An 11,671-nucleotide genomic window follows, 5' to 3' on the forward strand; every position below is an offset into this window, starting at 1 on the left:
GGCGGGCGGTTCGGGGAGACATCCCGCACCGTCCACCGGTTGGGACCATGACGGCCCTGATCCCCCGCCGAGGCTGAAACCGGAAAAGGACACGACCATGGCTCTTCCAGAGTTCTCCATGCGTCAGCTGCTCGAGGCTGGCGTGCACTTCGGCCACCAGACCCAGCGCTGGAACCCGAAGATGGGCCCCTTCATCTACGGCGCCCGCAACGGCATCCACATCCTCGACCTCACGCAGACGGTCCCGATGCTGGACCGCGCGCTTCAGGCCGTGCACGACACCGTCGCCAAGGGCGGCCGCATCCTGTTCGTCGGCACCAAGCGTCAGGCCCAGCGGCCGATCGCCGAGGCGGCGGAGCGCTGTGCGCAGTACTACATGAACCATCGCTGGCTCGGCGGCACGCTGACCAACTGGCAGACCGTGTCGAAATCCATCGGCCGGCTGAAGGCCATCGACGAGGCCGCGGGCATGGGCTTCGAGGGGCTGACCAAGAAGGAACGCCTCGGCATGGAGCGCGAGCAGCAGAAGCTGACCGCCTCTCTGGGCGGCATCCGCGAGATGGGCGGCGTTCCGGACCTGCTGTTCGTGATCGACGTCAACAAGGAAGACCTCGCCATCGCGGAAGCCAAGAAGCTGGGCATCCCGGTCGTGGCCGTGGTCGACAGCAACTGCTCGCCCGAGGGCGTGGACTACCTGATCCCCGGCAACGACGACGCTGCGCGCGCGATCTCGCTCTACTGCGATCTCGTGAGCCGCGCCGCGCTCGAGGGCATGTCGGCCCAGCTCGGCGCCGCGGGCGTCGACATGGGCGAGATGGAGGCCTTCGCCGAGGAATACCTCGCCGAGGAAGCCGCCCAGGCCGCCGGGGAAGCCGGGGTCGAAACCGGTCACGACACGCCGAGCGACGCCACCGTGGCCAATGTGCCCGAGGACGCGCCCCTCGATCTCGACAACAAGGAGCCGGGCGAGAAGGTCGACTGACCCGCCCGGTGACCCGTCACCCCGTTGTCGTGGGCCGGGCTTAAGCCCGGCCTACCCAGATGCCAAAGGAGAAGAGCAATGGCCATCACCGCTCAACAGGTGAAAGAGCTCCGTGAAAGCACGGGCGCCGGCATGATGGACGCCAAGAAGGCGCTGACCGAGACCGGCGGCGACATGGACGCGGCCGTCGACTGGCTGCGCACCAAGGGCCTCGCCAAGGCCGCGAAGAAATCCGGCCGCACCGCCGCCGAGGGCCTGGTCGCCGTTGCCGTCGAGGGCGGCACGGGCGTGGCCGTCGAGGTGAACTCCGAGACCGACTTCGTCGCCAAGAACGCCGATTTCCAGGAGATGGTGCGCGGCATCGCGGCCAAGGCGCTGACCGTGTCCTCGCTCGAGGAACTGCTGGCGGCCGACATGGGCGGCAAGACCGTGCAGGACGTGGTCACCGACAAGATCGCCACGATCGGCGAGAACATGACCGTGCGCCGGATGGCGAAGCTCACGGGCGGCAAGGTCGTGTCCTACGTCCACAATGCCGCGACCGAGGGCATGGGCAAGATCGGCGTGCTCGTTGCCATCGACGGCGCGGACGAGACCTTTGCCCGTCAGGTCGCCATGCATATCGCGGCGGTCAACCCCGCGGCGCTCGACGAGTCCGATCTCGATCCCGCCGTGGTCGAGAAGGAGCGTCAGGTCCAGATCGACATTGCCCGCGAGAGCGGCAAGCCCGAGCAGGTGATCGAGAAGATGATCGAGGGCCGCATGAAGAAGTTCATGGCCGAGGTCACCCTGTTGAACCAGGCCTTCGTGGTGAACCCCGATGTCACCGTCGGCCAGGCGGCCACCGAGGCGGGCGTGACGGTCACGGGCTTCGTCCGGCTCGAGGTCGGCGAGGGCATCGAGGTGCAGAAGGAAGATTTCGCGGCCGAGGTCGCGAAAGTTTCCCAAGGCTGAAATCTTCTTCAGATCAACGTCTTGCGGGCGGGTCCTAACGGGCCCGCCCGTTTTCTTCGGGATCTGGCGCCACCCGCGCAGGGGACGACTTGACGCGGGCGCGGGCGATCTGTCAACGTAAAGAGATGTTGTTGTCAGTTCATCGCCCGTTTTGCGGGTTCCTGTGCAATCGTTTGCACAGATCGAAGCTCAACGAATCGCGTTCGGTCGGGCGGACGTGCCCGCCGGATGCCGGGAGGACCACCACATGCAGACATCGAGAACCCTCGTCGCGGCCGCGCTGGCCGCAGGCATCCTGCCCGTGTCGGCGGCGGCGCAGGAGCTGACCACGGTCACCATGATCAACCCGCTTCCGCGCTCCACGATTTTCTATCCGCTGATCGCCGGGGAGGCGCTGGGGTATTTCGAGGAAGAAGGCATCCAGGTGGAGCTGCTGCCATCGGAGACCTCGATCCCCTATGTGGCCTTCGTGCAGAACGGGCAGGCGGACCTCGCGATCCTCGACGCCAGCGAGACGCTCTCGGCCGTCTCGGCCGATGTCGCGGTCGAGGTGATCTACGAGGCGAACCAGAAGGCGCCCGAGGGCATCGCGGTCGCGGCGGGCAGTCCGGTGCAGAGCATCGAGGAACTGGCCGGGACCACCGTGGGCCTCGTGACCGACCGCGACCGGGCGTTCCTCGCCCAGGCGCTCTATGCCGTGGGCATGTCGCTCGACGACGTCGAGACGGTCGTGGTGGGTGAGGGCGGTCCGACGCTGGCCGCCGCGTTCCAGAACCAGACCGTGTCCGCGATCTCGGGCGCCTCCTCGGACTGGCTGGCGCTGCAGGCCAACGGGATCGAGATCCGGCTGATCACCCCCGAGGCGGTGCTGCTGAGCCCCGCGGGCAACTTCGTCATCAGCACCGACCGCAAGGACGAGCTGCGCGACATCGTCGAAGGCTTCCTGAGGGCCTGGTCCAAGGGGGCCTATGTGGGCGAGCTCGACCGCGAGGTGCTGGCCGAGATCTCCCGCCGGGCGGTGCCCGAGGAATGGGAGAGCGAGGAGTTCGGACAGAACTTCCTGACCGCCTCCATCGAGGTGACGCTGCCGCAGACGGAGCAGTTCGGCGGACTGCAGCCGGAGGTCTGGGAAGGGCTCCAGGAGCGACTCGTCGCGACCGGGGCGTTCGAGGAGGTCGTGCCGGTGGACACGTTCCTTGACGACAGCTTCGTCGGGCCGGCGAACGACTGGTCCCGGGAAGAGGTGGCGGCAGAGGTCCAAGCCTGGGCTGACGCGAACATGTAGCGCCGGAAGGGCAACAATCCCCAAGACTTGCGGGGGGTTCCTCGCAAACTGCATGACATGCGCCGGTCGGCGGGGTGCTGCCGACCGGCGCCGAGCGGGACGGCGCATCGCCGCCGGCCCGTTTGCGCGGTTCCGGGCAGGTCCATAGGTGCCAAGGCAGCCCCGAAGGGGTTCTGACCGATCACACCCGAAAGGACACCACATGATCACCACCCGGATTTTCGCCGCCGCGGCGCTGGCAGGCCTCGTCTCGATGCCCGCGCTGGCCCAGGACAGCGACATGGACATGCCGATGACCGGCGACGCGCCGATGGCGGGCGATGCGCCGATGGGCACGGCCGAGGTGACCGACGAGATGGTCGCATCCTTCATCGCTGCGGCGCTGAATGTCGAACAGGTGGCTCTCGAATACCAGCCGCTGATCGAGGCGGCCGCCGACGACGCTGCCCGGACGGCTCTCGTCGAAGAGGCTCAGGTCGCCATGGCCGAAGCTGTGGAAACGACCCAGGGCATCACCGTCGAGGAGTACATGGCGATCAGCACGGCGGCGCAGACCGATGCCGCTCTGAACGCGCGGCTTCAGGCGCAGCTCGAGACCGAACTCGAGAGCTGACATGTGACGCAGCCACCGGTGCCCGGGCGGCCCCGGTGGCGCAACCGCCCGCTTTCCGAATATTTGACATAATACTGATTATCCGACTTATGGAGGCTGCGCCACGGCCCCCTAGTCCTTGACCACAAGGCCTCCGGGCGTTCCTGCAAGCTTCTCGTAACCGGTCTCGGTGATCAGGATCGGCTCGGTGATCTCGATGCCCCCGTCGTCGAGCCAGAGCGCGGGCATGAAGTGGAAGGTCATCCCCGGCTGCAGGATCGTGCGGTCGCCTGCCCGGAAGGACATGGTGCGCTCGCCCCAGTCCGGCGGATAGCTGAGCCCGATCGCGTAGCCGCACCGATTGTCCTTCACATAGCCGAACCGCGCGAGCGTCGCGTTGAAGGCCGCGGCGATGTCCTCGCAGCGGTTGCCCGGCAGCGCCTGTTCCAGCGCCACCTCCGTGGCCTCGGTCACCGCCTTCTCCGCGTCGATGTATTTCGTCGGCGGCGCGCCGAGGAACAGCGTGCGCGACTGCGGACAATGGTAGCGCCGGTGCGCGCCCGAGATCTCGAAGAAGGTCGCCTCGCCCGTCCGGAGCGGCGTGTCGTCCCAGGTCAGGTGCGGCGCGGTGGCGTCGAGGCCCGAGGGGGCCATGGGCACGATGGCGGGATAGTCGCCCCAGTGACCGCCAACACCCGCGATGCCGGTGCGGTAGATCTCGGCCACGAGCTGATGCTTCGGCAGGCCCGGCGCGGCCATCTCGCGGATGCGGGCATGCATGGCGGTGACGATGTCGGCCGCGCGACGCATGTAGATGATTTCCGTGTCGGACTTGATCGCGCGCTGCCAGTTGACGAGCCCGGTGGCGTCGACCAGCTTCGCCTTCGGAAGATGCTTTGAGAGTGCCTGGTAAGCCTTTGCGCTGAAATAGTAATTGTCCATCTCGACGCCGATCCTCTGCCCGCCGTGACCGTAGGCCTCGATGAGCTTCGCCAGGTCCTCCATAGGATGCTTGTCCGGGTTCTGGACGTAGTCGTCGGCATAGCCGAAGATGCTGTCCTCCTCCATGAAGACGGTCCTGAGCGCCCCCGCCGCGTCGATGCCCCGGCCCCACCAGAGCGGTTCGCCCTCGTGGCTGAGAAAGACCGCCTGATGGACGTAGAAGGACCAGCCGTCATAGCCCGAGAGCCAGGCCATGTTGGACGGGTCCGAGACGATGATCGCGTCGAGCCCCTCGGCCTCCATGGCCGCGCGGGTCTTCTCGACGCGATCCCAGTATTCGGCATCGGGAAAGGATGGTGACGTGCGACTCGATGGCATGAAGGTCCCCCGGCGGTTTTCGGGAGGGTGACGTCATTTTTCCGGGGATGCCAGTGCCGCTCGTCCGGCCCTTGCGGGCCGGTCTCGCGGTTCAGCCGAGCGCGTAACCCGCGCCGCGCACGGTGCGCACGGGATCGCTGCCGCCGTGCTGGGTGAGCACCTTCCGCAGCCGCCCGATGTGGACGTCCACCGTGCGCGTGTCGACGTAGATGTCGCGGCCCCAGACCCGGTCGAGGAGCTGCTCGCGCGACCAGACGCGGCCGGGCTTTTCCATAAAGGTGGACAGGAGGCGGAACTCGGTCGGCCCCAGCTTCAGCGGCTTGTCGCCCCGGCTGACGCGGTAGGTCTCGCTGTCGAGGACGATATCCTCGTAGGTCAGCACCTGCCCAACCGTCGAGGGCCTCACCCGGCGCAGCTGGGTGCGCACGCGGGCCATGAGTTCCGACACGGAATAGGGTTTCACGACATAGTCGTCTGCGCCGGTCTCCAGCCCGCGGACCTTGTCCACTTCCTCGGATTTCGCGGAGAGCATGATGATCGGCACGCCGCGCGTCTCTGGCCTGGTCTTCAGCTGCCGGCAGACCTCGATCCCCGACAGATTGGGCAGCATCCAGTCCAGAACGATCACGTCGGGCGTGTCTTCCTCCACCAGCGCCAGCGCCTGTTCGCCGTCCTCGGCCTTGGAGGTGCGGAACCCCTCGGCCTCGAGGTTGTAGCCCAGCATCTCCCGCTGGGCCATCTCGTCCTCCACGATCAACACATGGGGCTGCGCCGGGCTCATCCGTCCTGCCTCACTGGCTTTCGTCGTCGAAATTCATGAACGGCGTCTCGTCGCCCTTCTGGCGGGTGTCGTCGGGAACCTTGCCAGTGACGAGATAGATCACCTGCTCGGCCATGTTGGTGACGAGATCGCCCATGCGTTCCACGTTCTTGGCGATGAAATGCAGGTGCATGCAGGCGGTGATGTTCCGCGGGTCCTCCATCATGAAGGTCAGGAACTCGCGGAACAGCGCGTTGTACATCTGGTCGACGTCGAGATCGCGCTGGCGCACGTCCTCGGCGAGGTCGGCGTCGCGGCGGACGTAGGCGTCGAGCGTGTCCTTCAGCATCAGCTGCACCTCGCGCGACATCCGGCGCAGGGCGGCGTCGGAGCCCTGGATCGGGCGCATCTCCACGAGGACGGAGGTGCGCTTGGCCATGTTCTTGGCGTAGTCCCCCACCCGCTCGAGGCTGCCCGAGAGGCGGAAGACCGTCAGCAGCACCCGCAGGTCCTGGCTCACGGGCGCGCGCAGCGCGATGGTGCGCGCGCATTCCTCGTTGATGCGCTCCTCGAGCTGGTCGATCGTCTTGTCGCCCTTGCGCACCTTCTCGGCCAGTTCGAGGTCCCGGGTCTCGAGCGCGCGGGCGGCGTCGAGGATCGCGGCCTCCACGAGACCGCCCATGCGCATCACATGGGCCTGGATCGCCTCGAGATCCCGGTCGTAGGCCGAGACGATATGCTGTTCGTCACTGATCATTGCACTGCCCTTCGAGGCTGTTGCGGCAAGGCGCCCTGCCCTAGCCGATCCGTCCGGAGATGTAGCTTTCCGTCCGCTTGTCTTCGGGATTGGTGAAGATCTTGCCGGTCTCGCCGTATTCCACGAGGTTTCCGAGATGGAAGAAGGCGGTCTTCTGGCTGACGCGGGCGGCCTGCTGCATCGAGTGGGTCACGATGACGACCGAGTAATCCTGCTTCAGCTCGTCGATGAGCTCCTCCACCTGGCCCGTGGCGATCGGATCGAGCGCCGAGCACGGCTCGTCCATCAGCAGGACCTCGGGTTCGGTCGCCACGGCACGCGCGATGCAGAGCCGCTGCTGCTGGCCGCCCGAAAGGCCCGTTCCGGGGGTCTGGAGCCGGTCCTTGGCCTCGTTCCACAGCGCGGCGCGGCGCAGGGCGCGTTCGACGATCTCGTCGAGCTCGGCCTTGTTCTTTGCCAGACCGTGGATTTTCGGGCCGTAGGCGACGTTGTCGTAGATCGACTTGGGGAACGGGTTCGGCTTCTGGAACACCATGCCGACCTTGGCGCGGAGCTGCACCGGGTCCACGCGCCTGTCGTAGATGTCCTCTCCGTCTATGGTGATGTCGCCCTCGACGCGGCAGATGTCGATCGTGTCGTTCATCCGGTTGAGGCAGCGCAGGAAGGTCGATTTCCCGCAGCCCGAGGGGCCGATGAAGGCGGTGACCGTCTTGTCCTCGATATCGACGTCGACGTCCTTGATCGCATGGGTGTCGCCGTAGAACACCTGCACGTTGCGGGCGGAGATCTTGATGTCGGTCTGGTCCACGCTGCGCTCCGTCAGTCTGAGATCGTCCATGTTGCAGGTCCTTGTCCGGAATTACCAGCGACGCTCGAAGCGGCGGCGAAGGATGATGGCGATGATGTTCATGGTCAGCAGGAAGCCCAGCAGGATGATGATGCCGCCCCAGGCGCGCTCGTAGAATGCGGGGTCCGCCCGCTTGGCCCATTCGTAGATCTGCGCGGGCATCGCCGAGTTCGGATCGAGAAAGCCCGAGGCCACGCCGTCGGGGTAGTTCGAGGCGATGAAGCCGACCATGCCGATGAGGAGCAGCGGCGCGGTCTCTCCCAGGGCCTGCGCGAGGCCGATGATCGTGCCGGTGAGGATGCCGGGCATCGCCAGCGGCAGGACGTGGTGGAACACCGACTGCATCTTGGAGGCGCCGACGCCGAGGGCCGCGTCGCGGATCGAGGGCGGCACCGCCTTCAGCGAGGCCCGTGTGGAGATGATGATGGTGGGCAGAGTCATCAGCGTCAGCACGAGGCCACCCACGAGAGGCGCGGACTGCGGCAGGCCGATGAACTGGATGAAGATCGCGAGGCCGAGGATGCCGAAGACGATGGAGGGCACCGCCGCAAGATTGGAGATGTTCACCTCGATGAAATCGGTGATCCGGTTCTTCGGCGCGAATTCCTCGAGGTAGATCGAGGCCGCCACGCCGATCGGCAGCGACAGGAACAGCACCACCAGCATCATGAAGAACGAGCCCAGCATCGCCACGCCGATCCCGGCCTGTTCGGGCCGCGCGTCCGAGGCGTCGGAGCCGGTGATGAAGGCGAGGTTGAAGCGGCGCTCCACGATGCCCGCCTCCTCGAGCTGGTCGACGAGGTCGAGATGGGCGGGCGAGAGGTTCGAGTCCCGCGCGAGACTTTCCCGGGTCACGCGCCCCTTCGCATAGCCGTCCACCCGCGACGCCGCGAGGAAGGGAAGGGTCACGGTTGCGCCCTCGGTCATGGACGACGGGTTCTCGAGAACCCAAGTCCTCAGCTGGTTCGCCTCCCCCGAGGACAGAAGCTGACCGAGGACTTCGGGAGTCATGTCGGTCTCGATGCCGTTGAGCTCCATCTGTTCGATCAGCTCTGCGCGGATCATGTCGCGGTAGGCCGAGGTCTTGACCACCGAGGCTTCGGCGGCGGCGACCTCTTCCGCGCTCAGCTCCATCTCGAGCGTCACGAAGGTCTGGGTGAAGGCCGGCACGCCGTTGCGCACGATGGCCGAGAGCAGCCAGACGAGGAAGAAGAGCCCGAGGCAGATCGCGATGATTCCGTATGTCTTGAACCGCGCTTCGGCGGCGTTGCGGCGCCGTGTTCGGGCGTCGAGCTCGAGGATGGAACTCGACTTCCTGCCGGTCGCACGGGCCGCGGGAAGGGGCGCTGTCGCGTCGGTCATTATTCGTACTGCTCCCGGTAACGGCGCACGATCCAGAGTGCGAGGACATTGAGGCCGAGGGTGATCACGAAGAGGGTCATCGCCAGGGCGAAGGCGACCAGCGCTTCGGGCGAGGTGAAATCGGCGTCACCCGTCAGCTGGCTGACGATCTTGGCGGTGATCGTCGTCATCGCCTCGAACGGGTTGAGCGACAGGGCGGCCGCGGCCCCTGCCCCGAGCACGACGATCATGGTCTCGCCGATGGCGCGGCTCGCAGCCAGCAGGATGGCGCCCACGATGCCCGGCAAGGCGGCGGGCAGGACAACCTGCCGCACGGTTTCCGAATGGGTGGCGCCGAGGCCGAGGCTGCCGTCCCGCATCGCCTGGGGGACCGAGTTGATGATGTCATCCGACAGCGAGGACACGAAGGGGATCAGCATGATGCCCATGACGAGGCCGGCGGTCATCACCGCGGTCCCGCCGCGCATCCAGCCTACGCCCAGCAGGCCGCCGGCGCCGAAGACGTCCACGAGGAGCGGGCCGACCGTCAGCAGGGCGAAAAGGCCGTAGACGATGGTGGGGATGCCGGCCAGCACCTCGAGGAGCGGCTTGGCGAAGGATCGGACTGTGGGCGAGGCGTATTCGGACAGGTAGATCGCGGCGAAGAGGCCGATCGGAACCGCCACCAGCAGCGCGACGACCGAGATGTAGAGCGTGCCCCACAAGAGTGGCAGGATGCCGAGCTGAGAGCCGCCGCCGCGCCCCGTGAACGAGGGCGACCAGGTGGTGCCGAAGAAGAACTCCGCAGGCGGGAAAAGCCGCAGGAACTCGATCGTGTTGAAGATCAGCGAGAAGAGAATGCCAAGGGTCGTGGCGATGGCGATGCAGGCCGCCGCGATCAGGAGGACGAGCACGCCGCGCTCCACCGTGGGGCGGGCGCGGAAGTCCATGTTGGTCCGGGCGAGCGCGATGGCCGTGCCGCCCAGCGACAGCGCGAGGACCAGGATCGTCTTCCACAGATCGCCGGTCGCGGACATGGCGCGGTATCGCTGCGCGGCCCGCAGGGTCGCGGCCGTGACGTTCGATCCCAGGGCCACCCCGATCTCGCCGAGCCGGGTGCGGATATCGGTGAACTCCGTCCGGATATCGCGCGAGGCCTGTTCGGTCATCGCGCCCTGCTCGACGGCCTGATCCAGCCCGTTCGCCACCCGGCGCACATCGGCCATCATCAGCGAGCGTTCGGCGGTGGAGGCATAGGAGTCCGGCGGCAGGCTGTTGGCGACGGAACGCTCGATCAGCACGGGTTGCGCCACCGTCCAGACGGCGAGAACGACGAGTGCCGCGACAAGGCCGCTCAGGGCGACGTTGGTGCCGTAGAAGCCCGGCAGCGAGTGCAGGTTGCGGATGTCGCCCCCCGCCGAGACCATCGCGCGCCTGCGTCCGAGGACGTAGCCCGCGGCCGCGACGGCAAAGACGATGATTAGGATCCAGAAGGCGGGCATGAAGGCTCCTGCGGGGACATCTCGTGGTGCGGTCGACCGCCCGGGGTCCGGTCAGCCTGTCCCGCGACCGCGGCGGGATCCGATGCGCGTTTTTCGTCCGCGCGACGGGTGCGGGAGCGGCCCGGGGGCCGCTCCCGCATGGGACCTCAGAGGGTCTCTTCGGCTTCGATCTTCGCTTGGGTCTCGGCGATCGCCGGGTCGGGCACGAGGCCATAGTTCGACAGCGGGCCGCCGGGGCCGGCGATCTCGTCGGACATGAAGAACTGGGCGTATTCCTTCACGCCGGGGATCACGCCGATGTGGGCCGCCTTGATGTAGAAGAACAGCGGACGCGACACGGGATATTCGCCGGAGGCGACGGTCTCGGTCGAGGGCGCGACGCCGCCCATGGTGGCGACCTTCAGGGTGTCGGTGTTGTTCTCGTAGAACGACAGGCCGAACACGCCGATGCCGTCGGGGTTGGCGGCGATGCGGGCCAGGGTCTCGGTGTAGTCGCCGTCGATGTCGACCGACACGCCGTCGGTGCGGACGGAGATGCAGGCGCCCTCGGCGTCATCCTCGGACATGCCCATGTCGATCATCGCCTGGAGCGCGCCCGACTCCTCGCAACCGACGAGAAGCACGTTCTCTTCGAACACTTCGCGCGTGCCGTGACGGGTGCCGGGGATGAAGGTGTTGATGGCGACGTCGGGCAGCGACGAATCGACCTCGGCCCAGGTGGTATTCGGGTTGGCGACCATCTCGCCGTCCACCGGCAGCTCGGCGGCCAGCGCGTTGTACCACTGCTCCTGGGTGAAGGCGGTAAACTCGGGGCCGTCGATCTGGCTCGCGAAGACGATGCCGTCATATCCGAAGCGGACCTCGATGATGTCGGTCACGCCGTTGGCGGCGCAGGTCTCGATCTCCGACTCGCGGATGGCGCGCGACGCATTGGCGATGTCGATGGTGTTCTCGCCCACGCCTTCGCAGAACCGCGCGAGGCCGGCCGAGGAGCCGCCGCCTTCGACAACGGGGGTCGGGAAGTCGGTGTTCTCGCCGAACGCCTCGGCCACGATGGAGGAGTAGGGCAGAACCGTCGACGAACCCGAGATCTGCACGTTGTTGCGCGACTGGGCGACGGCGGCGGACGCACAGACAGCCGCGATGGCGACCGACGAGGCAGTCAGTTTCGCAAAGGACATGGGAAGCTCCTGTCAGTTGTTGCGAGCGGGGCGGCAACCCGGCCGCCCCCTCGCGGCGACCGCTATGGATCGGACGCTTCACCTATGTGACATTCATGTAAAAGTTTGATGACATGCCGGGAAGCCGCCGCGTAAATTGCGGCAGGAAGG

11 protein-coding genes are annotated in these 11,671 nt (G+C 66.8%); 4 read left to right on the top strand and 7 right to left on the bottom strand.

From position 1 onward, the window contains the following. Positions 1 to 97: 97 nt before the first annotated feature. The 4 genes from rpsB to EAT49_RS00700 all read left to right on the top strand — a co-directional run bounded on the left by rpsB (position 98) and on the right by EAT49_RS00700 (position 3,834). Positions 98 to 982, top strand: coding sequence for a 30S ribosomal protein S2 (gene rpsB / locus EAT49_RS00685; protein ID WP_123640304.1), 885 nt, complete (start codon positions 98 to 100; stop codon positions 980 to 982). 78 nt (positions 983 to 1,060) lie between these two features. After that, positions 1,061 to 1,936, top strand: a complete 876-nt coding sequence (tsf, locus tag EAT49_RS00690; protein WP_123640305.1) for a translation elongation factor Ts — start codon at positions 1,061 to 1,063, stop codon at positions 1,934 to 1,936. Between the two features lie 247 nt (positions 1,937 to 2,183). Next, on the top strand, positions 2,184 to 3,221 hold the full coding sequence (locus EAT49_RS00695; protein ID WP_123640306.1) for an ABC transporter substrate-binding protein: 1,038 nt from the start codon (positions 2,184 to 2,186) through the stop codon (positions 3,219 to 3,221). A 202-nt stretch (positions 3,222 to 3,423) separates the two neighbouring features. Next, positions 3,424 to 3,834, top strand: coding sequence for a DUF4168 domain-containing protein (locus EAT49_RS00700; protein WP_123640307.1), 411 nt, complete (start codon positions 3,424 to 3,426; stop codon positions 3,832 to 3,834). A 111-nt stretch (positions 3,835 to 3,945) separates the two neighbouring features. Here EAT49_RS00700 and EAT49_RS00705 read toward each other — a convergent pair whose 3' ends face one another. The 7 genes from EAT49_RS00705 to EAT49_RS00735 all read right to left on the bottom strand — a co-directional run bounded on the left by EAT49_RS00705 (position 3,946) and on the right by EAT49_RS00735 (position 11,521). After that, positions 3,946 to 5,133 (bottom strand): M24 family metallopeptidase, encoded by a 1,188-nt coding sequence (locus EAT49_RS00705; RefSeq protein WP_123640308.1) that lies wholly within the window; start codon positions 5,131 to 5,133, stop codon positions 3,946 to 3,948. 91 nt (positions 5,134 to 5,224) lie between these two features. Then, positions 5,225 to 5,914, bottom strand: coding sequence for a phosphate regulon transcriptional regulator PhoB (gene phoB, locus EAT49_RS00710; protein ID WP_123640309.1), 690 nt, complete (start codon positions 5,912 to 5,914; stop codon positions 5,225 to 5,227). A 10-nt stretch (positions 5,915 to 5,924) separates the two neighbouring features. After that, positions 5,925 to 6,650, bottom strand: a complete 726-nt coding sequence (gene phoU, locus EAT49_RS00715; RefSeq protein WP_123640310.1) for a phosphate signaling complex protein PhoU — start codon at positions 6,648 to 6,650, stop codon at positions 5,925 to 5,927. A 40-nt stretch (positions 6,651 to 6,690) separates the two neighbouring features. Continuing rightward, entirely contained in the window at positions 6,691 to 7,488 is a 798-nt protein-coding gene (pstB, locus tag EAT49_RS00720; protein ID WP_123640311.1) for a phosphate ABC transporter ATP-binding protein PstB, read from the bottom strand. Between the two features lie 21 nt (positions 7,489 to 7,509). Further along, positions 7,510 to 8,859 carry a phosphate ABC transporter permease PstA gene (pstA, locus tag EAT49_RS00725; RefSeq protein WP_123640312.1) on the bottom strand — a complete coding sequence of 450 codons (1,350 nt, stop codon included), beginning with the start codon at positions 8,857 to 8,859 and terminating at the stop codon, positions 7,510 to 7,512. Continuing rightward, a complete protein-coding gene (gene pstC / locus EAT49_RS00730) occupies positions 8,859 to 10,340 on the bottom strand; it encodes a phosphate ABC transporter permease subunit PstC (RefSeq protein ID WP_123640313.1) in 1,482 nt (493 codons plus the stop codon). The genes pstA and pstC overlap by 1 nt, the downstream gene beginning before the upstream one ends. A gap of 146 nt (positions 10,341 to 10,486) precedes the next feature. Next, a complete protein-coding gene (locus tag EAT49_RS00735; RefSeq protein ID WP_123640314.1) occupies positions 10,487 to 11,521 on the bottom strand; it encodes a PstS family phosphate ABC transporter substrate-binding protein in 1,035 nt (344 codons plus the stop codon). Positions 11,522 to 11,671: the final 150 nt, after the last annotated feature.

Source organism: Histidinibacterium lentulum, assembly GCF_003789055.1.
GTDB classification, from domain to species: Bacteria; Pseudomonadota; Alphaproteobacteria; order Rhodobacterales; family Rhodobacteraceae; genus Oceanicola; species Oceanicola lentulus.